This is a genomic window from Streptomyces sp. NPDC059895 (genome assembly GCF_042731035.1).
Classification (GTDB): Bacteria; Actinomycetota; Actinomycetes; order Streptomycetales; family Streptomycetaceae; genus Streptomyces.
Map to the genome: position 1 here is coordinate 67,623 of NZ_JBHWKO010000025.1, position 19,552 is coordinate 87,174.

The 19,552-nt window shown below is 72.0% G+C and carries 16 protein-coding genes and 1 pseudogene; 6 read left to right on the forward strand and 11 right to left on the reverse strand.

The genetic code is table 11. The features are described from left to right. Position 1 precedes the first annotated feature (1 nt). A complete protein-coding gene (locus ACFV9M_RS25945; RefSeq protein WP_385079223.1) occupies positions 2 to 1,063 on the forward strand; it encodes a glycosyltransferase family 2 protein in 1,062 nt (353 codons plus the stop codon). Then, positions 1,056 to 3,419 carry an aldo/keto reductase gene (locus tag ACFV9M_RS25950; RefSeq protein WP_385102537.1) on the forward strand — a complete coding sequence of 788 codons (2,364 nt, stop codon included), beginning with the start codon at positions 1,056 to 1,058 and terminating at the stop codon, positions 3,417 to 3,419. The genes ACFV9M_RS25945 and ACFV9M_RS25950 overlap by 8 nt, the downstream gene beginning before the upstream one ends. Before the next feature lie 97 nt (positions 3,420 to 3,516). Here the strand turns inward: ACFV9M_RS25950 and ACFV9M_RS25955 are convergent. Both ACFV9M_RS25955 and ACFV9M_RS25960 read right to left on the reverse strand, forming a co-directional pair. After that, positions 3,517 to 3,639: pseudogene (locus ACFV9M_RS25955) on the reverse strand (LacI family transcriptional regulator); the annotation flags it as partial. A gap of 109 nt (positions 3,640 to 3,748) precedes the next feature. Next, on the reverse strand, positions 3,749 to 5,374 hold the full coding sequence (locus ACFV9M_RS25960; RefSeq protein ID WP_385073640.1) for a hypothetical protein: 1,626 nt from the start codon (positions 5,372 to 5,374) through the stop codon (positions 3,749 to 3,751). A 520-nt stretch (positions 5,375 to 5,894) separates the two neighbouring features. Here ACFV9M_RS25960 and ACFV9M_RS25965 point away from each other — a divergent pair. From ACFV9M_RS25965 to ACFV9M_RS25975, 3 genes are all read left to right on the forward strand, one after another. Then, the gene (locus tag ACFV9M_RS25965; protein WP_385073642.1) at positions 5,895 to 6,104 is read left to right on the forward strand and encodes a hypothetical protein; all 210 of its coding nucleotides are present in this window, start codon (positions 5,895 to 5,897) and stop codon (positions 6,102 to 6,104) included. Between the two features lie 122 nt (positions 6,105 to 6,226). Further along, the gene (locus tag ACFV9M_RS25970) at positions 6,227 to 7,120 is read left to right on the forward strand and encodes a hypothetical protein (RefSeq protein WP_385073645.1); all 894 of its coding nucleotides are present in this window, start codon (positions 6,227 to 6,229) and stop codon (positions 7,118 to 7,120) included. Positions 7,121 to 7,650: 530 nt separating this feature from the next. Then, positions 7,651 to 7,797 (forward strand): hypothetical protein, encoded by a 147-nt coding sequence (locus ACFV9M_RS25975; protein WP_385073647.1) that lies wholly within the window; start codon positions 7,651 to 7,653, stop codon positions 7,795 to 7,797. Between the two features lie 129 nt (positions 7,798 to 7,926). Here ACFV9M_RS25975 and ACFV9M_RS25980 read toward each other — a convergent pair whose 3' ends face one another. The 8 genes from ACFV9M_RS25980 to ACFV9M_RS26015 all read right to left on the reverse strand — a co-directional run bounded on the left by ACFV9M_RS25980 (position 7,927) and on the right by ACFV9M_RS26015 (position 16,726). After that, on the reverse strand, positions 7,927 to 9,138 hold the full coding sequence (locus tag ACFV9M_RS25980) for a lactonase family protein (protein ID WP_385073650.1): 1,212 nt from the start codon (positions 9,136 to 9,138) through the stop codon (positions 7,927 to 7,929). After that, the gene (locus ACFV9M_RS25985) at positions 9,135 to 10,262 is read right to left on the reverse strand and encodes a hypothetical protein (protein ID WP_385073653.1); all 1,128 of its coding nucleotides are present in this window, start codon (positions 10,260 to 10,262) and stop codon (positions 9,135 to 9,137) included. The genes ACFV9M_RS25980 and ACFV9M_RS25985 overlap by 4 nt, the downstream gene beginning before the upstream one ends. After that, positions 10,259 to 10,741 carry a DUF6379 domain-containing protein gene (locus tag ACFV9M_RS25990; protein ID WP_385073655.1) on the reverse strand — a complete coding sequence of 161 codons (483 nt, stop codon included), beginning with the start codon at positions 10,739 to 10,741 and terminating at the stop codon, positions 10,259 to 10,261. The genes ACFV9M_RS25985 and ACFV9M_RS25990 overlap by 4 nt, the downstream gene beginning before the upstream one ends. Before the next feature lie 28 nt (positions 10,742 to 10,769). Continuing rightward, positions 10,770 to 12,314 (reverse strand): GMC oxidoreductase, encoded by a 1,545-nt coding sequence (locus tag ACFV9M_RS25995; protein WP_385073657.1) that lies wholly within the window; start codon positions 12,312 to 12,314, stop codon positions 10,770 to 10,772. Positions 12,315 to 12,464: 150 nt separating this feature from the next. Further along, positions 12,465 to 12,620 carry a hypothetical protein gene (locus ACFV9M_RS26000; protein ID WP_385073659.1) on the reverse strand — a complete coding sequence of 52 codons (156 nt, stop codon included), beginning with the start codon at positions 12,618 to 12,620 and terminating at the stop codon, positions 12,465 to 12,467. A gap of 61 nt (positions 12,621 to 12,681) precedes the next feature. Then, positions 12,682 to 14,001: an MFS transporter gene (locus tag ACFV9M_RS26005; RefSeq protein ID WP_385102540.1), complete on the reverse strand. Its 1,320-nt coding sequence runs from the start codon at positions 13,999 to 14,001 to the stop codon at positions 12,682 to 12,684. 319 nt (positions 14,002 to 14,320) lie between these two features. Further along, positions 14,321 to 15,583 (reverse strand): ROK family transcriptional regulator, encoded by a 1,263-nt coding sequence (locus ACFV9M_RS26010; RefSeq protein ID WP_385073664.1) that lies wholly within the window; start codon positions 15,581 to 15,583, stop codon positions 14,321 to 14,323. Positions 15,584 to 15,700: 117 nt separating this feature from the next. Beyond that, on the reverse strand, positions 15,701 to 16,726 hold the full coding sequence (locus tag ACFV9M_RS26015; protein WP_385073666.1) for a sugar phosphate isomerase/epimerase family protein: 1,026 nt from the start codon (positions 16,724 to 16,726) through the stop codon (positions 15,701 to 15,703). Positions 16,727 to 16,860: 134 nt separating this feature from the next. Here ACFV9M_RS26015 and ACFV9M_RS26020 point away from each other — a divergent pair, with 134 nt between their 5' ends. Further along, positions 16,861 to 17,967 (forward strand): Gfo/Idh/MocA family protein, encoded by a 1,107-nt coding sequence (locus ACFV9M_RS26020; RefSeq protein WP_385073669.1) that lies wholly within the window; start codon positions 16,861 to 16,863, stop codon positions 17,965 to 17,967. A 47-nt stretch (positions 17,968 to 18,014) separates the two neighbouring features. Here ACFV9M_RS26020 and ACFV9M_RS26025 read toward each other — a convergent pair whose 3' ends face one another. Further along, complete coding sequence (locus ACFV9M_RS26025; RefSeq protein ID WP_385073671.1) at positions 18,015 to 19,295, reverse strand: ROK family protein; 1,281 nt, start codon at positions 19,293 to 19,295, stop codon at positions 18,015 to 18,017. Positions 19,296 to 19,552 lie beyond the last annotated feature (257 nt).

Consider the following 19,552-nt stretch of genomic DNA (forward strand, 5'->3'; position numbering starts at 1 on the left):
GATGCGACCGCCCACCGTCTCCGTCATCATCCCCAACTACAACTACGCGCGGACGCTGCGCCAGTGCCTGGAGTCCGTGGTGGCCCAGACGTATCCGCACGTCGAGATCGTCGTCGTCGACGACGGCAGCACCGACGAATCCCCGCGCATCGCCGAGGAGTACCCGGTCCGGCTGCTGCGCACCGCGAACGGCGGGGTGTCCGCCGCCCGCAACACCGGGGTCCGCAACAGCACCGGTGAGATCCTGTTCTTCCTCGACTCCGACATCGCGCTGCGCCCCGACGCCGTCCGCATCGCGGTGGACGTCCTGCGGTCCGATCCCGGGGTCGGATTCGTCTGCGGCATCTACGACTCCGTGCCGCTCATCGACGACGGTGCCGTCGAGCGCTACAAGGTGCTGCACGGGCACTACTGGCGCCGGCGCACCGCCGGGCCCATCAAGGCCGCGTACTTCTCGCTGGGCGCGATGCCCCGCACCGCCTACGAACGGGTGGGACCGCTGGACGAGTCCCTGCGGGACACCGAGGACGTGGAGTACGGCGCCCGGCTCGCGGCCGTGTCGTCGGTGCTGCTCGACCCGCGGATCGTCGGGCGCCATGACGACGACGACCGCCTCCGGGTGCTGCTGAGCAAGCAGTACCGGCGCTCGGTGCCCCTGGTGTCGCTCTTCGCCGACCGCAGCCGGGGCCGGGGCCGTCCGCAGCTGTCGGACACCGCCTACCGGCCGACGGCCGTGGCCGGTGTGTCCCTGGTACTGGCCGGGCTGGCCGCCGCCCCGCTGTGGCCGGTGGCCGGCACCGCGGCGGCCGTCGCCGGCCTGGGCGCCTTCGCCGCGGAGGAACGCGGGCTGCTGCGGTTCCTGCGCTCCACGGCGGGCACGCGCGCACTGCCGATGATGGCGGGACTGCACCTGCTGATGACGGCCACCACCGGCCTCGCCGCGGCGGTCGGAGCCGTCCGCTGGGTGGGCTCGGCGTCCTTCCGGCGCCGCTACGGCGGTGCGCCGGCCGTCGCCGGGGCGTCCGGCACCGGCGGCGCGGCGGGAGCCACCGGGCATGACTAGGACTCCGGACACTCCTCCCCCGGCCCGGCGGGGCGACCCCCCGCCCGCCGGGGGCGGCACACAGCGGGCCCCGGCCGGCCGGGCGCCCGGCCGGCCGGGCGCCCCGCGGCGCTGGGCCGGACTGCGGTCCTTCGCCCGGCGCCCCTGGGTACGGGGCGCGCTCACCGTGACGGTGCTGTCGCTGTGCGCCGGTTTCCTGCTGCGGTCGCTCGCCCGGGACCGGGCGGCCACCGGCGAGGCACTGGGGCAACTGGGGCCGCTGTTCCCGCTGTCCCTGCTCCTGGCGGTGGCCGGACTGTGGCTGACCGCGCTGTCCTGGCGCGAACCGCTCCAGGCCCTGTCGGTCCCGATGCGCGGCACGTTCGCGGTACGGCTCTTCGCCGCCGGCGCGCTGGGCAAGTACGTCCCCGGAGTGATGTGGTCGATCGTGCTCCAGACCCGTCTCGCCGCGGGCTCCGGGATCACGGTGTTCCAGTTCACCGCCGCGTTCGGCCTCTACGCCGCCGTGTCCCTGGGCACCGGCGCCGCGCTCGGACTGCCCGCCCTCGCCGGGTACGCCCACGGCGCCGCAGCCGCGGTGGTGGCGGCGGCGCTGGTCCCGGTGGTGCTGGTCGTGCTGCCCCGGCTGCTGGTCGCGGCGGTGCGGCTGCTCAGGACGGTCAAGGCGCTGGACCGCAGGCTCGCGCCGGTCCCGTCCGGAGTGCTGCGGCGCTCGGTGTGGCTCTGCGCCCTGTCCTGGGCGGTGACCGGCGGCCATCTGTGGCTGTTCGCCGTGGCACTGGGCGCCGATCCGCTCGGCTCGCTGCTGCCCTGCGTCTGCGGATTCGCGGTGGCCACCTCGCTGAGCAGCCTGGTCGTGCTCGTCCCGGACGGACTGGGGGTGCGCGAGGCGCTGCTCGCGGTGTCCCTGGCCTCGGTGCTTCCCCCGGCCGAGGCGGCCGTCGCGGGGGGGCGCCCCCGGCCCGGGCCCGGCCCCGCGGGGCGGGGGGGCGGCAGGGGGGGGCCGGCCGGGGGGGGCGGGCGGCGGGGCGCGGGGGGGCCCGGGCCTGGGGGCTGCCCCGGGCCGCGGCGGACGTGCTCGCCTTCGGGTACGGCAGCCTGGCGGCGCGCCGGGCCGGCCCACCGGCCGAGGTCGCGGACACGGCCGAGGTCACGGACACAGCCCAGGTCACGGACACGGCCGAGGTCACGGACACGGCCGAGGGCCGGGTCACGGCGCACGCTTCCGCCGCACCCGTCCCACCTGATATCCCATCGACCTGAACCCCTGTCACCCAGACAGGAAGGACACCCGACACCCCACACCCGACACCTCGTTCGCCCCGTTCCCTCCGCACGAAAGGACCCGCACATGCTGACGACGGCATACGGAGAATCGGTCATGGCCCGGCTCCGTACCACCGAAGTCGCCCTGGGCACCATGTACTTCGGCACCACCGTCGACGAGCCGACCTCCTGGGCTCTCATGGACCGCTTCGTCGAGCGTGGCGGCCGGCTGCTGGACACCGCCAACTGCTACGCCTTCTGGGCCCCCGACGGCACCGGCGAGGAGTCGGAGCGGGTCATCGGGGGCTGGCTGGCCGCCACCGGTGCCCGCGACGAGACGCTGATCGCCACCAAGGTGGGCTGTCTGCCCGATCCGCTGGACGGCCCCTTCCCGGAGTCCGCGGAGGGGTTACGCCCGGAGGTCGTGCTCAAGCAGTTCGAGCGCAGCTCGGAGCGGCTGGGCTGCCCCTCGGTCGATCTGTACCTCACCCACGCCGACGACCCGGCGACGCCGCTCGCCGACACCCTGGGGGCCCTCTCCGAACTGGTCGCCTCCCAGCGCGTCGCCGTCGTCGGCGCGAGCAACCCGGACGCGGCCCGGCTGCGGGAGGCGGCCCGCCTGGCGTCCTCGGACGACGCGACCGCGCTGCCCCGCGTCGTTCAGGTGCGGCACTCCTACCTGTGGCCGGACCCGGGGCACGACATCCGCCCGCAGCTGCCGCTGGACCACGCCCTGGCCGGGTACACCGCAGAGCACGGCGCCGTGCTCCAGGGCTACTCACCGCTGCTCCAGGGCGCGTTGACCCGCGCCGACCGGGAGCTGAGCCCCGAGTACCGGTCCCCGGAGAACGAGCGGCGGGTGGTGCTGCTGCGGGAGCTGGCCGCCCGGCTGGGGGTCACCGCGAACCAGCTGGCGCTGGCGTGGATGACGGGCGGCCCGGTGCCGGTCATGCCGGTGCTGGGCGTGAGCAGCGTGGCCCAGCTGGACGAGGCGCTGGACGGGATCGCCCTGGACCTGCCGGAGGAGATCAGGGCCGAACTCGACGCGCTCGCCCCGCTGGGGCGCCTCGCGCCTGCCGCCCGCGACTGACCGGGATCCGGGTCAGGCCGAGCCGCGCACCACGAGGCGGGTCGGCCTGACCACCGGGGAGGCCGGGTCGTCGCCGGCGGCCGGTCCGTCGTTCCCGCCGTTCACGCCGTTCCCGCAGGACGCGCAGCGCTCCGGCCGCCATGAGGTCCGAGGCGACGATCACGGCGTCCAGAGCGGGGCAGCCGTCCAGCAGCCGGCGCATCGCCTCGGCGCCTCCCTCCCGTCGACGTGACCGCCGCCGAGGAAGTCGCCGACGCGCGCGTAGAGCCGAGTGACGGCCGCCCTGCCGGACACGTGCCCCTCGACCGGGCGGCCGTCGCACCGGGCGGTCAGCTGTCCGAGCGGAACGCCCCATGGACTCGCAGGTTGCCCTGGATCGCCACCAGGTCGTCGTTGACGTGCATGATCCACGCGTTCTCGGTACGGACCGACAGGAGCCGGTTGGCGTTCACCTTCCCCAGGAACAGCGACTCCCCGTGGACGACCAGCTTGAACCGCTCGTGGTCGGTCGTCAGCTTGTCCCTGACCGTCAAGTCGTTCGCGGTCACCAGCCCTCCGACCTCCAGGTTCCGCAGGGGCCGGACATCGCCGTGGACGACGAGGTCGCCGTCGGCGGAGAGGTCGCCGCCGACAACGACCTTCCCGTTGGCGTTCACCTCGCCCTCGGCGTCGAGCCGGCCGTGGACGACCAGCCGGGCCGGGCCGTCCTGCGTTTCCAGCACGTCGGTGACGGTCAGCCCGCCCTGGAGCGTGAGGCGTTCCTTGACCTGGGCCCGGTGGGTGACCAGGTCGTTGAGGTCCGCCTTGTCGGCGGCGACGGCTCCCCACTGCCGGCTTCCCGCGCCTTGGAACACGTTCAGCCCGGCGGGCGGGAACTCGATCCAGCCGGCGCTGCTGTCGCGGCCCTGCACCCACTTGGTGTTGATGCCGTTCAGGTCCGCCTTGTCAGCGGCGACGGTTCCCCACTCCTGCTGTCCGTCCTTTCGTACGTTCACCCCGGACTGCGGGAACTCGATCCATCCCTTGCCGGCGTCGCGGTCCCCCACCCACTTGGTGTCCACGGCGTTCGCGCTGACCTTGTCAGCCGTGACGGTGCCGGGCGCGTCGGAGTCGTCGCGGATTCGCGCGCCGCGTGGGGTGAAGGTGATCCGCCCCTTGTCCGTCGTGCCCTGGACCCACGGGGTGTGTACTCCGGTGGTGGCGGTCACGCTCTCGAACTCGGGGTGGCGCAGGTGGACGGTGGTGGTGAGGAAGTACCCCGGCTGCTGCCCGGTCTGCGATGTGGCCATGAGGGTGTAGGTGGCGTCCCGCTTCGGCTCCTTGCCCGCCGTCGGCGACCACTGCCAGCCGCCGGGCCCCTGCCTGGGCGGGACGGTCTCCGGGGCGCCGTCCGGACCCTGGATCCGGTACGTGAGGGTGTCGGGTCCGTCCCACTGCAGGACGACGTCCTGGCCCGTGGCCACCAGGGACTGTTTCGGGCGGAAGTTGCGCGGCACCTTGGGGGCCTGCTTCAGCAGGCTCAGAGCCACGGGGTTCTTCTGCACCACGGCACCGTTCGCCGCCCTTTCCGTGACCTGCAGCAGGACCAGCCCCGGCTTGTGGGAGACCGGGAAGCCGTCCAGCACCAGGACCAGGGAACCGGCCTCCTTGAACAGCGTGCCCCCCAGGGCGGACACGGTGAAGACACCTGTCTTGCTGTCCCAGTCGGCTATCGGCTCCTTCCCCGCCTCCGTCGCGTTGTTCCGCTCGACCCGTGCGTCGATCGCCCCCGGATCGAGCGTCAGATCACCGTCCTTGGCCCCGAAGGGCACTCGCACCTCGATGGAGTACCAGATCACCTCGGCGTTGTTCGGATTGGAGACGACGATGTAGACCGCGCCCCGGGACTCCTCACCCGCTTCCGGCACCTGGAGCGGAGCCGGGTCGCTGAGGATGTCGTAAACAAGAGAAGCCACCGTTGGAACCCCCTGTTTCTGCTGTGCGGGCGCTCGCCCCCCACGGGCACAGTCCCCGTCGTCCAACACCGTTGTCCACCGGACCACCCAAGAACCCTGATTCGCCCATAACCGGCGCGAACCAGATCCGAAGTGGCCGAAACCGGCAAGCGCGCAGGTACCAGGATCCAGAGGTCGAACCTGGTAGCACTCAGTGCTGCCGGGAACGCGGAACCACCCCGGCAGACACGCAGGCACGGCACGGCCTGCACTTCTTCGCCCGCACCGATGACAGAGGCCGCCTGATCCGGATGTCCGCCGCCCGGCCAGAGGGACGCCAACCGGGTCCTCGCCGTCGGACGCAGGGGGCTTCGCTAGTCAGGGATCCCCGGCATCCCCCCTGGGCTCTCCTGTCGCTGACCACCGCTCTCGGGCACGTCTGCCGCCATGCCGTGAGGACCGGGGGGCGCCCCGGTCGCCCGAAGAAGAGCCGCTTCCTCCGCACGCTCAGACGAAGTCTCGCCAGATCGCGGACGTTGTCGTGGATGACAAGGACCCGGGCTCCCTGGTGGGGGTCGTGTTCGGTGATCCGTCCGCCGGCGTGCCGGAGGCGGAGTCCGGCAACAGCAATAAGCCGAAGAAGCCGAGACAGCCGGGCGTCACCGCCATGCGCCATGGCCGCGGAACCATCTGCGTACTCTTGTCCGCCGCGTCCCAGAGCGGATCTTCGCTGACAGCCATGCCGCCATGATGAGCCCCGCCCATCATCCTGAAAAGCCCGAAGCGTGCCTCCGAGAACGGTTCAGCCCGGGGGACACCGACAAGCTGTCATGGGGCATCGCCCTTGAGACGACTCATGAGGAGTACCAGGCCGTGAACGTCGACATCGACCCGCTCATCCGTGACACCGCCGCCCAGTTGGGGGCCGGTGTCCCCTACGCCCTGAAGGTTGTGGCCCGGCAACTGGCCGATGACCCGGACATGGGCGTTCCCTCTGATCTGCACGGCATCCTCACCGTGGAGGTCGACGGCGATCTGTTCGAGGACTGCCCGGCCCTGAACGTCGGCTACATCCGTGAGCCTGACCGGATCCAGATCCGGTACGTGAGCCTGGCCCGCTCTGCCGAGCCCGCCGCGGACACCCCGCGGGAGGAGCGGGAGCAGGTGCAGGCTGCCGATCCTGCCGGCGAGGCGATCGTCGTACGGCAGGTCGCCGATGCGTGGCATCGCATCACACGCTGGCTGCAGCGCGACGCCCCGGATTCCCATGCCGCGCTCCGTGCCGGTGCCCGCCCCGCCGCCGTCGCCGCCCTGGAGGAGGATCTCGGCGTTGCGATACCCGTCGAGCTGTGCACCTTGTGGATGCTGTCCGCGGGTGACGACGGGGCCGATGGCCGGGGATGTCTTCCGGGCAACATGGCTTTGATGACGCCGGACGCCGTGGCCGCCCGCTACCGGCTGATGGCGGAGGCCCAGGCTGTCTGGAAGGCGACCCGGATTCCGGTGGTCGCCGCGGGGCCGACCGACAGCACGACGGGTCTGTACCTGGACGCGACGACCGGCTACCTGGGCCGCTGGTCCCGCTACGACGAAGCCCCCGGCGAAGTGCTCGACACGCTGGTCACCTATCTGGAAGAGACTGCCGACATGCTCGAAGCCCCGGCCCTGGCCGGGAGGGACAGGCCTGGCCTGATCGGTGGGACGCTGGTGTGGCTCAGCAGTATCGGTCCGGCGGAGGAGAAACGGTGGCGGCCCGTGGCCGGCTGACCATGCGTGGAGGGGCAGTTCCGGGTGCCGGCCCCTGCACGTCTCCACTCGTTCCCGCGCCGTACGCATCTTCTTCGACGCCCGGGGCGGGGCGTCGGAGAACACCGCTGGGCCGCGGGTCGTCAAAGGGTGCTGGGGAAATCCGTCTCATAACCGAGGCTCGCCAGGGCTTCCTCGCAGATCCGGTCTTCCTGTCCCGGCGCGCCCGACATGTCCACGCCAGACAAGGCCGTCGCCGCGGGTCTGGCCGGCGACGCACTGCGACGGCTGACCGACGCCGACGACCCCGGCTTCACGTGCGCCGACGAGCGCATCCTGTACCGCTTCGCCACCCAACTCCTGCGCGACCACTTCGTCGAGACACGGGCCGGGACGACATCGGCGAGGCCGGACAGTCGAACTCCCCTGCCGGGTCGTGCAGATAGATCGGGAAGGACATCGCACCGGCGGCCGTACAGGCCGAGCTCTGCGCCTGTACCGGGCTGGCGCCGAAGCGACGTTCCCTCTTCGCCCACACCCAGGTGACGACCATGGTGAACGGGGCGGCCAAGTACGCTCCGGACACCCGCAGTTACCGGAGAATCACCTACGAGGCGATGGCATCGCGTTACGCCGCCGGCGCGGCCGAGCTCGCCGTGGCCGCGATCTGCTCGCGGCTGGAGGACCTGAGTCGCTGAAGGAGAGCGGGCGGGAACCACGACGGATACCCGCTGTGTGGGGGTGCACGAAAGTCACGGCCCTGGTGGTGCGGGGACGGCCGCGGCCGTCGCGGCACCACCAGGGAGCGGGGCGTCCTCGTGAGCGGGTCAGTCCGGCAGGACGCCGAACTCGACGAAGGCGGGCTGGCCGACGCGGACTTCCGTCAACGGGCACAGCGTGCCCTCGTCGGCGTCGACCGCGTACGAACGCACCAGGTCCGCCGGCCGGTCGGCGACGAGGAGGAACGTGCCGGACGGGTCGAAGGCGAAGCTGCGGGCCGCCAGTCCGGGGTGGACCGAGGGCGCGAGCGGCACGTGTCCGGCCCGGGTGAGGCCGCCGTCCGCATCCGCGCGGAACCAGACCAGGGTGTCCTCCCCGCGGTTGTTCACGTACACGAAGCCGCCACCCGGGTGGACCCGGACCTCGGCGGGCTCGTTGGGACCGGTGTAGCCGGGCGGCAGGGTCGACGTCCTGGACAGCGCCGTCAGCTCTCCCGACGAGGGGTCGAAGGCGTACGAGGCGATCTCGGACGCGAACTCGTACGTGACGTAGGCCCGTGTGCCGTCCGGCCCGAAGGCGATGTGCCGGGGGCCGGTCTCCGGTGGCAGCTGGTAGGTGTGGGTGAGTTCCAGTGTCGTGCCCAGGGTGTACACCAGGATGCGGTCGGTGCCCTTGTCGGCGACGAGGACATGGCGGCCGGAGGGGTCGATGACGGCGCAGTGCGCGTGCGCGCCGGCCTGGCCGTGGCCGCCGGCCTGTGCGGAGAAGTTCGGGTCCTTGCCATGGCCTTCCATGACCCGCACATCGCGCAGCACGGCGAGGTGTCCGTCGCTCGCCAGGTCGTACAGGAGGACGGTCGAGTCGTCGTAGAGGTACTCGGTGTGCCAGGTCCCGTCCTCCGCTCGGACCACGTGCTCGACGTGGTCGAAGTCGCCGTGGTTGGCGGTGACGAGCACGCCCTGCCGCTCGTCCAGCGCCAGGTAGGTGGGCCGGGGTCCGGGGGCGGGCAGTGAGTTGAGCGGGGTGAGGCTGCCGTCGCGCCGGGACACCGACAGGGCGTGGACGGCGGCGGGCGGCTCGACGGGTCCGCGGCCGTCGGTCTTGCGTTCGTCCACCGCGTACAGGGTCCCGGTGGCCGGCGCGTACACCAGGTATCCGGCTTCCCTGGGTTCGGCGATGTGGTGGACGGGTGCCAGTTCGCGGCCGTTCCAGGCGGCTTCGAGGGTGGTGATGCCGCCCGCCGTGGGGTCGGTGGGGCTGCCGTAGGTGCCGACGAAGGCGACGAGGCGGCCGGCGGGCGGGGTGTGCGGGGCGTTCACGAGGCGATCAGCCTCCTCAGCATCTCCTGGTGGCGGCGGACCTGGTCCACCTCGTCCATCAGGTCTTCCCGGCCGCGGTCCTGGAAGTAGCGCTGGCCCTCGTACTCGGAGTTGATGTATCCGTCGAAGCCGCCGGCCTTGAGCGCGCCGATGGCCGCGTCGTAGTCGATGGAGATCTCCTGGTACCGGTCGGGCGCGTCGGGCATCGGGGACATGTTGTTGAACTTGCCGTGGACGTGGATGACGTGCGGCGCGATCTCGCGGAGGGTGTCGGCGGAGGTGCGGGAGAGCATCAGCGCCTCGGCGACGGTGCGGTAGTCGATGTGCTGGGCGTCCTCGACCCGGTCGTCGGCGTACTTCTTGACGGCGGTGAAGACGTCGGCGAAGTCCGGCTCGCACTGCCCGGTGGACAGGAAGCGGTTGAAGTCGGAGCGCAGGTTGCCGGCGGTGTGCCGGGCGAGCGCGGTGAGGTCGAAGGGGGCTTCGCCGCGGCGGATGAGCAGGGCGAGGTCCACGGAGGCCGCGGAGGCTGCCGGCTGCGCTCCGCGCCGTTCCAGCCAGGCGAGCATGACCTCGGAGGGCCGGAACTGGAAGATGCCCAGGTCGGGGACGATGCCGAGGTGCTGGGTGCCGGTGCGTTCCACGACGTCGAGGATGTCACCGACTTCGCGGCCTTCGAGGTTCATGGGCTGGTGGATCTCTTTGCCGAGCCGGATGTCGAGGGACTCGGCCAGGGGCAGGGCGGAGACCAGGATCTCGACGGGGACGACCGACAGGACGCGCACGTTGCCGAAGCCGAGGGACTTCGCCAGGCGGATGTCGTGGCGCAGCCGGTCGGCGCACTCCTCGTACGTCATCACGTGGTCGCGGAACTGCAGGACGTCCATGCCGACGTCCATGGCGACGGGCCTGGTGCCGTAGGTGTCCATCCAGGTGAACCACTGGCGGCGGAAGTCGTCGCCCGGTTCCGGGTAGCGCAGGGACATCTCGTCGATCAGCTCGATGCCGTCGGCGCCGCCGAGGTTCCGGCCGACCTCGCGGATCTGGTCCTCGAGGTTCAGCTCCTTGAAGAACTGGGACTGCTGGTAGCTGTAGAGGGATACGCCTCGCCGGATGGTGGTCATCGGGCGGCCTCCGATCCGGTCAGGTCTTCGGTGAGGTCGAGGGTGTAGGTGACGATCTCGGGGGTCTTGTCCGATCCGGCGCCGGAGCCGGGCCGGGGCGGGTTCTTCACCCATTCCTCGTCGGTGGGCAGGTAGCCGTAGGCGGCGAGGACGGACTGCTGGAAGCGGATGGTGTGGCGGCCGGGGGCGAGTCCGCCGGGGGCCGCGATGTGCAGGATGCCCTCGTCGTCGTAGTCCCAGTGCTCGTGCACGGCGGTGCGGATCTCGTCGAAGGTCCGGGGTGCCGTGCCGTTGATCTCGAAGGTCTGGACGGAGGTGGGGTATTCGGTTCCGTCGACCTCCAGGTAGTAGCCGTTGTGGAGGGAGAGGTAGACGCCGCGGTAGTTGGCGTGGCGGACGGCCAGGGTGAAGCCGACGGTCTGCCCGTCGCGCCGCTCGTTGCGCAGGCTGTCCGGGCGGATCAGGAAGTTTTCGAACATGTACGTGTATCCAGTGATCGTGAGGTGGTCAGAGCCGGCCGGCCAGGTCGCGGGCGCCCAGGACGCACAGGGCGACGGTGGTGAGGGTGGGGTTGCAGGCGGCGGGGGTGGGGATGGTGCCGTTGCCTCCGACGTAGACCGTGTCGTTGCCCCAGACGCGCAGCGAGGTGTCGGCGACGCTGGTGGTGTCGTCGCCGCCGAGGCGTGTGGTGCCCTGGTAGTGGAGGGAGGCGCCGTGCGGCATCACGGCGGGCTCCAGTCCGTTGATGGGTTCGCCGAGCAGGGAGCCCATGCGCTTGGCCTCGGCGACGGCGGCGTCGAGCCGCTGCCGGTCGGCGTCGGTGAAGGTGTAGTGCACCTTGATGGACGGCATGCCGAAGTGGTCGGGGCGGGTGTCGTCGAACTCCAGGTGGTCCTCGTGACGGACCTCCGCCTTGCCCATGAAGACCGAGCACTCCACGACCGATCCCGGCCATGCCTCGAAGGTGTCGTCGACCGGGATGGGAGAGGCGTCCCACTGGGTGACCTGGCCGTGGAACGGGAAGGACGGGTCGTGGAAGGGGACCCAGCTGACCCCGGCGAGCAGGTCGACGGCGCCTTCGCTGGTCTTGCGCAGCCCCTGGGCCGCGGTGCGCAGCGAGTCGTCGAGCTGGATGGTGTTCGTGGTCATCGTGTGCTCGTTGAGGTAGTGCCCGAGCGCGGCGGGGCGGATGCCGGAGGCGCTCAGCAGCTGCGGAGAGCGCAGCGCGTCGGCCGCCACGACCACGAACCGGGCCCCCACCTCGTACTCACGGTCCTCGCGGCGGTCGTGCAGCAGCACTCCGTCCGCCCGGCCGGCGGTGGTCAGGACACGCTTGGCGACGGTCTCGGCGCGGAGTTCGAAGCCGTCCCCGCCACGGGTGAGCAGGTCGCCGAGCATGACGCCGGGGCCGGTCCAGTAGCGCTGGCCGTCGGGCCGCACCTCCATGGCCAGCGGCATGGGCTGGACCACGCGGTCCGCGCCGCGCCCCGGGTTGTAGTGGGCGCCGAGCAGGCGGCGCACGTCCGCGCCGAGCGGGGCCTGCTCGAAGGCGCGCTGGGTGACCTGGAGCAGGCGGCGCGCGCTGCTCAGCGCGGCGTCGAACCGGTCGGGGTCGAGGTCCTTGGACAGTTCCGCCGCGTCGGGCCACGGGGAGGCGCCGGACCAGTGGGCGCCCATGCCTCCGACGTTGCTGGACAGCGCGGCGGCCGGGAAGCCGGTCTCGCCCTCGGCGGGGGCCGAGGTGTCGAGCAGCCAGGTCCCGGGACGCGCCGCCAGCCCGGCGGACCGGCCGCGGGACGGGGACAGCGCGCGGGCGACCTGCTCCTCGTAGTCGTCGGGGCGGGCCTGCGGGCCCTGGGAGGCGAACTGGGCGGCGACGCGTTCGCGGGGGTCGGTGATGGTGCGTACGTGGCGTCCCGGCGGGTCCGACACGACCGGCCCGGCCTCGACCATCAGGACGCGCGCGGTGGGCCGCGCCTCCTTGACGGTCCGGGCGTAGGCCGCTCCTGCGGGGCCGCTGCCGACGATCACCACGTCGTAGGTGTCGCGCATGTGCTTCACAATCCTTCGGGCTCGTTACGGTGCTGCGATGTCCTGGCCGGCTGCTGCGGCGGGACCGGGGCGGGCGCTGCTGCGATGTCCCGGCCGGCCGCTGCGGCGGGACCGGGGCGGGCGCCGGCGAGGTCTCTGCCTCGCCGGCGGTCACCGGTCGCCGGTCGGGCCGCGGACCTCGCGCAGGCCGAGGCGCCGGCTGCGGGCCCAGGCGCCGCAGAACAGTCCGAGGGGTGCGTGCGAGCCGTCGAGGAACGGCGGAGCCGAGTGCGTGCCGCAGGTGCTCCTGCGCGATGGGTGTGTCATGTGCTCCACCTCCTCGATGGTGTGAGTGCGGCTTGTGTCGGGGCCGGTGCGCGGCCGGCGCTCAGGCCTCCAGGACCGCCGGCCCTCGGGTGCGGGGGTGGCGGAAGAACAGGGCCCACACCAGTGCGGCGACGAACGCCGAGGCGATGGGCAGCGACCAGACCGCGTTCCAGTCGGCGGGCACGCTGTGCGCCTGGCTGCCCACGGTCGCGTCGTAGATCCAGCCGGAGGCGAGGGAGCCGATGCACTGGCCGAAGCCGGACACGACGAGGATGAGCATGCTCTGGGCCTGGGCCGCCAGCTCGACGGGTGCCACCTGGTCGATGTACATGGCGGCCAGGACCAGGAAGAAGTCGTTGCAGATGCCCTGGAGCACGATGGCGGTGATGGCGATCCCGTGGGAGCCGTCCGCGGCCTGGATGAAGAGGGCGAAGCGCACGGCCCACATGCACATGCCGGCGAACAGGGCCCATTTCATGCCGACGCGCTTGAGGACGAAGGGGATGGTGACGATGAAGGCGACCTCGGACGCCTGGCCCAGGGCGAGGGTCCCGGCGACGTTGGAGAAGCCCAGGGCCCCGACGTACGCGGAGGCGTAGGTGTTGTACACGCCCAGGGAGGCCGAGGTGAACAGGGCGCACACCATCAGCACGGTGAAGTTGCGGTGCCGCAGGAGCCGGAACGCCTTGGCTCCGACGAGGTCGCCGACGGAGAAGCGGACGCCCTTGGCGGGCGGCGGTGTGTTCGGCAGGGTGAACGCGTAGACGCCCAGGGCGAAGCTGGTGACGGCGGTGGCGTAGAACAGGTCGGGCGACGAGGACAGGCCGAGCCAGCCGACGACGGCACCGGCGACGACCCAGCCGACCGTGCCGAACACCCGGATGTAGGGGAACTGCCGCTGGTTCGCCCCCAGGTGCCGGAAGGCGATGGCGTTGGTCAGGCCCAGGGTGGGCTGGAAGAACAGCATGTAGACGAAGGTCAGGGCGAGGACGAGTCCTCCGCCGCCGGCCCGGACGGCGGCCGGCAGGAACAGCATGACGACGCCGCCGAGCAGATGGGCGAGACCGAGGGCCTTCTGGGAGGGCAGGAAGCGGTCGCCCAGGGCGCCCAGGAGCATCGGCGAGACGATCGCGGCCACGGCGGCCAGGGTGAAGGCGGTGCCGATGACCGTGGGCAGCCCGTTCGTCGCGAGGACCAGGCCGACGGTCGCGAACCACGAGCCGAAGACGGCGAACTCGAGCAGCATCATGGCGGTGAGCTGGACGAGGAGTTTCGTATTGCCGCTTTCCGACTGGACCGTTGCGGCCCCGCCGGGACCCTCGGCGTCGGCGGACGTGGCGGCCGGCTCCGAGGGAGCCACGTTCGGCGGTTGACTTCTCATCATTGAGATCCTTAAACCGTTCGCTTTCTGAACGTTCTTGCACCCGCCCGGATCTCGGTCCGAACCGGGCGGCGGGTGGCGGTCGAACGGTCAGCGCTCTAGAGGTGTTGTCTCGCCCGGGCAGGTCAAGAAGTCCCAGGCCAGGCGCGGCCACCATCCGGTGTGCAGGGTCATCGGGAAAATCTCGGCTTGGTCGATGATCTGTTCTCGGTGGCTCGCGCGTCACAGATGACGTCGGGTGCAAAGGTGGCGGAATGTTCAGGAAACGTTCCGTTCACCGATCAGGCTCGGTCATCGTCAGGCCTGCTGGCCGAAATTGTCAACGATTTCGTGAGCGATCGTTCGGTTTCTGAACGGTCTGTCGGTGGAGAGCCCATGGGGGCAGGGTGCTGGCGCCTGTTCCCGTCTCGGTGAGCACCATGGCGACGCCACCCAGCAGCGTCGCGTCGTCGCCGAGGGTGGCCGGTACGAAGCGGATGTCCGGCGAGGCGGCCCTGAGGCTCTGGACTTCGGCCGAGGACACGAGGCTGTCGAAGAGCAGCGGTCCGGCTTTGCTGAGTGTCCCTCCGACGGCCACGACGCTGGGCGCCATGAGCTTCGCGGTGTTGGCGAAGGCGCGTCCCAGGTGGCGGCCCGCCTCGTACAGCACCCGTCGGCAGGCGGGGTCTCCGCGCCGTGCGCTGTCGATGACCCCGTGCAGGGTGGTGTGGCTGCTGCCGGAGGATTCGAGGGCGAGCAGGATCGAACGTTCGGACACGAAGGTGGTCAGGCAGCCGCGGCTGCCGCAGAAGCAGACGGGGCCGTCGGGTTCCAGCACCATGTGGCCGATCTCTCCCGCGAGGCCGTCGCCGCCCCGGTAGATCCGTCCGTCGATGACGAGTCCGCCGCCCACCCCGGCGGAGCACATGGCGTACAGGAAGTCCGCCGCTCCCTGTCCCGAGCCCCAGGTCCACTCGGCCAGAGCGGCCAGGTTGGCGTCGTTCTCGGCCCACACCGGCACGCCCAGCTCCGCCTGGAGGCTCTCGGCCACCACGACGTCCCGCCACGCGGGCAGTTGCAGGCGTGCCCAGGACGTGACGGCTCCGGTGGCGCGGGCGAGCGGGGCCTGCATGCCCACCGCGACGCCGGCCAGGTCCGTGGACAGCAGACCGGCCCGGGAGACCAGGGAGCGCACCATGTCGACGACGAGCCCCGGCTCGCCGCCTTCCTCGGCCGTGCCCTCCTCGAAGGCGACCGAGGCGTCGTAGCGTGCGCGCGCGCCGAAGTCGAAGAGGGCCGCGCGCAGCGACGTGACGTTGACCTGGACCGCTACGACGGCGCCCCGGCGGGAGACGAGGGCGACCAGGAACTCGCGGCCGTTGACGGGGCGGGTCTCGGCGACACCCTCTTCTCTCAGGGTCTTGACGATGCTGTTCACCGTCGCCCGGGACAACTGGGTGCGCCGGGCCAGCGCGGCCTGCGAGGAGGGGCCGTTCAGGCGGAGTGCCTCCAGCACGCGGCGCACGTTGCCCTGGCGTCCCCCCGCAGGGGACCGGGGGGTCCGGGGGGAGGTCGCCGCGCTGCCGTCGTCGCTGTGCTTCACCGCATGACCATACGACGCCGTCCGAGCCGGGTGCGCGGGTGCGCCGGGTGCCGGGTGCGCCAGGTGCGCCGGGTGCGCCAGGTGCGCGGTACAGCGGGCGCCCCGCGCCCGCCGCGGTCACTGATTGCTGAAGGCGGAGTCGAAGGCCGCCTGCGGAAGCGGCCACAGCGCCGAGCGGATGGTGCGTACGGCCTCGGCGGCGCCGTGCAGCCGGTCCATCCCGGCGTCCTCCCACTCCACGGAGATGGGGCCGTCGTAGCCGATGGCGGCCAGCGCGCGGAACGCGTCCTCCCAAGGGACGTCCCCGTGCCCGGTGGAGACGAAGTCCCAGCCTCGCCGGGGATCTCCCCAGGCGAGGTGGGAGCCGAGGACGCCGGCGCGCCCGTTGGGCTGCCGCAGGCGGGTGTCCTTGCAGTCCACGTGGTAGATGCGGTCGGCGAAGTCGGTGATGAAGCCGACGGGGTCGATGTTCTGCCACATCATGTGGGACGGGTCCCAGTTGAAGCCGAACGCGGGGCGGCGGCCGATCGCCTCCAGGGTGCGCACGCTGGTCCAGTAGTCGTAGGCGATCTCCGACGGGTGCACCTCGTGCGCGAAGCGCACACCCTCGGCGTCGAACACGTCGAGGATCGGGTTCCAGCGCCGGGCGAAGTCCTCGTAGCCGTCGTCGATCACCGACTGGGGCACGGGCGGGAACATCGCCACGTACTTCCAGATCTTCGATCCGGTGAAGCCGACGACGGTGTCCGCGCCCAGGCGGCGGGCGACCCGGGCGGCGCGCTTCATGTCCTCGGCGGCACGCCGGCGGACGCCCTCCTCGTCGCCGTCGCCCCAGACGGACGGGCGCAGGATCGCCCGGTGGCGGAAGTCGATCGGGTCGTCGCAGACCGCCTGGCCGCCGAGGTGGTGGGAGATCGCCCAGACCTTCAGTCCGTACCGCTTCAGCAGTTCCAGCTTGGCCGGGAGGTACGCGGGGTCCTCCTCGGCGCGGGCGAGGTCGAGGTGGTCGCCGGAGGCGGCGATCTCCAGGCCGTCGTAGCCCCACGTGCTCGCCAGTCGGGCGACCTCTTCGAAGGGCAGGTCGGCCCACTGGCCGGTGAACAGGGTGATCGGCCGGCGTGCGGCTTGCGGGCTCTGGTTCACGCCCGTACCTCCTTGGTGCTGATGCTCACTTTCGCTTAGTCTGAGCAAAAGTCGGCCGTTTATCAACCAACCATGGGCCTTCTTTCGCCTGTTTCAATCGTTAGCCCTGGCAGGGGCAGAGGATGAGGTGCGTCATGAGCCAGCTCCGCGTCGCCGTCGTAGGGACCGGCTTCATGGGAGCGGTCCACACCCGCAGTGCCGTCACGGCGGGTGCGGACGTCGTCGGCATCGTCGGTTCGACCCCCGCGAAGGGGCGCGCCGCCGCCGAGTCCCTCGGTGCCGGCCGCGGCTTCGATTCGGTCGAGGAGGTCCTGCGGCACGGTGTGGACGTGGTGCACGTGTGCACCCCCAACGCTACGCACGCCCGGTTCGCCCGTGCCGCACTCGACGCGGGCGTCGCGGTCGTGTGCGAGAAGCCGCTGGCGACCGACATCGCGACCGCCCGCGGACTGACCGAGCTGGCGGCGGAGCGGGGGGTGGCCACCGCCGTGCCGTTCGTGTACCGGTACTACGCGTCCGTGCGGGAGGCGCGTGCCCGGCTGGCGCGGCCGGAGCACCGGCCGCCGTGGCTGATCCACGGCAGCTACCTCCAGGACTGGCTGGCCGACGGGGCGGCGACCAACTGGCGGGTGGACCCGGTGGACGGCGGCGCCACCCGCGCCTTCGGGGACATCGGGGTCCACTGGTGCGATCTCGCCGAGTTCGTCACCGGCCAGCGCATCACCCGGGTGAGCGCGTCCTTCGCGCGCGCGTTCCCCTCCCGGCCGGCGGACGGCGGCGCGCCGCGTCCCGTCGCGACCGAGGACGGGGCCGTGGTGCTGCTGGAGACGGACACGGGTGCCGTCGGCTCGGTGGTGGTGAGCCAGGCCTCCGCGGGTTACAAGAACGCGCTGTCGTTCTCCTTCGACGGGCCGGACGCCAGTTACGCGTTCCGTCAGGAGACCCCGGAGTCGCTGTGGATCGGCGGCCGGGACGGCAACGAGGTCCTGCCGCGCGACCCCGGCCGGTCCGGCGCTCCCGTCGGCCGGTCGGCCGTCCTGCCCGCCGGGCACCCCCAGGGGTACTACGAGTGCTTCGCCGACTTCGTCGCCGATGCCCATGCGGCGGTCAGGGGAGAGCGGGTGCCGGGCCTGCCGACCTTCGCCGACGGGCTGCGCGCGGCGACGATCACCCAGGCCGTCGTCGATTCGGCGCGCGGCGGCGGCTGGGTCGACGTCACCGCGGCGACGCAAGCCGCGTGACGCTTCAAGGCCTGCCACCGAGCAGGCCGACGGGTGCGCGTCACGCGTCAGGCGGGCGGCGGGAGCGGCGGGAGGAAGGGCCCGGTCGCCTCGTGGACGAGGGCCCGGCCCCCGCGCGGGTCGCCCTGTGCGAGCCACTGTTCCAGCATCCCCGGTCGCAGCAGCTCGTCGATCGCCAGGGTGGCCGCCCCGACCACACCCTCGCGTCCGTCGAGGCCGACCTCGGCGATGACCAGTTCGTCGGTGGCCAGCGGCAGTGAGCGCCTGGTCACCGCGTCGGCGACAGGGGCCCGGAAGGCCTCCCCCGCCCGAGCGAGCAGACCGGTGAGGTAGACCGTCGACGGGTTGAAGACACTGACCAGCGTGGCCAGTTGCGCGCCGACCAGCTCACCCGCTCGGGTGACCAGCTCGACGCTCACCGGGTCCCCGGACCGGCACCCGTCCAGTACGTCGCCGACGGCCAGGGGGCCGTCGGTGCGCTCCAGCCGTTCGGCCAGGAACGGGCTGCGCCCGCTCAGGGCGGCGGCGCGCGCGTCCCGAACGATGGCCCACCCGCCCGCGAAGGCCTCGAGGCAGCCGAACTTGCCGCACCGGCACCGGAGGCGGGACTCGTCCGCGATGATCGTGTGCCCGAGGTCCCCCGCGGAGCCTCGCGCTCCCCGGTGCAGGCGCCCCCCGGAGATCAGGCCCAGGCCGATTCCGGTGCTCGCCTTGACGAGCAGGACGTCGTCGCCGGCGACCTCCCGCGTCCTGCTCCAGGCGCCCAGGGCCATGAGGTTGGCGTCGTTGTCGACCCACGCGGGCACGTCGTAGTGGGCCTGCAGCCGGTCCCGGAGCGGAAAGGCGTGCCAGCCGGCCATGATCGGCGGCCGTACGGCGGTGCCGCGGGCGAAGTCGACCGGCCCGGGGACGCCGACGCACACGCTCCACAGTCGGCTCCGGAGTTCAGGCGTCAGCAGGTGCGCCGAGATCTGGTGCAAGGTGTCCAGGGAGGCCTCGGGTCCCGCTTCGATGTCCCAGACCGTGCGGTGGTCGGCCAGGACCGTTCCGTCGAGGTCGGTCACGGCCGCGTGCAGCCGGCTGGCGCCGAACAGCACGCCCAGGACGACACCGCGCCCCGAGGCGATCTCCAGGATGCGGGACGGCCGGCCCCCGGTGGAGGGCGCCGGCTCGCCCTCGGCCACGAGACCCGTCCTGATCGCGTGATCCACGCGTTGGGTGACGATGGTGCGGCCCAGCCCGGTGCGCCGGCTGAGGTCGGGCCGGGTGACGGCCGCTCCGCTCCTGATCAGGCCCAGGATCAGCGAGAGCGTCTGGTGGTCGGTCATAAGGTGTTCGTCTCCATCAGCCAGGCCGAGACGCCGTCGGCGGCCACCACATGCACACGTCCTGCCCGACCGCGCTTCCTCGGAGGACGACTCGGCACGACGAGCTTATGGTCCGGCCCACGCCCGGCTCGACCGGCCCGGTGGGCGAAGCCCGATCCGGTTGACGTAGGTGCCGCTCTCCATCTGCACTCCCGCAGGCAGGTGCTGCCATTCCGACCTCGGCCCACGCGTCGTCCACCGGCAGTACCACGCCGTCG